Genomic DNA, 596 nt, shown 5'->3' on the forward strand with positions numbered 1-596 from the left:
TTGTTCGTCATCGTGCTGAAAAATAATCAGAGTTCTTGTGTTGCTCTGTTTGCTTATCGATGCACACAAGCAAACTTTTTCAGGCCTATTGCACCGTTGACAATACACTCTCGCCATCGCTTATCTTCTTTCAGCCAATAAAAAAGGCAGTGTGAATCATCAAACTGCCTTTTATCAAGTTTTATTAGGCTTGCTCGCCCAGAAGAGAATAACAAATTAGCCAGACGCGAATGAGGATGCCAAGTGTCGCCAACTCCATTTAGAGGTTGCACCGGATAACAGGTACCGCTGCTCATCTATGTCGTAAGCTCCCTTAGGTAAACTGTCTTTAATGCTTAAAACATTTCTATCGCGGTTTACCTCTTTTAGGTCTACCACTTTACCGCACTTCATTGCTCGCTTCTGAGCATCGAGTACAACCATTACTTTCGGTTGTAAGCGGCGATCTTCATTATGCCCGGTTACAATACCCACTTCCTCAGAACTTAGCTCAACCAAGGTACCTGTAGGGTATACGCCTACCGCTTCAATGAAGCGCTCAACAAGATCTTTCTGAAAAGCGATATTACGCAGCTCGTATAAACGGGCAACAGCAT

At 43.8% G+C, this 596-nt stretch carries 1 pseudogene; it reads right to left on the minus strand.

Going from position 1 to position 596, the window contains the following annotated elements:
- Positions 1-216: 216 nt before the first annotated feature.
- Positions 217-596 (minus strand): annotated as a pseudogene (locus A3766_RS30875) (HD-GYP domain-containing protein); the annotation flags it as partial.

This window comes from Oleiphilus sp. HI0132 (genome assembly GCF_001635845.1).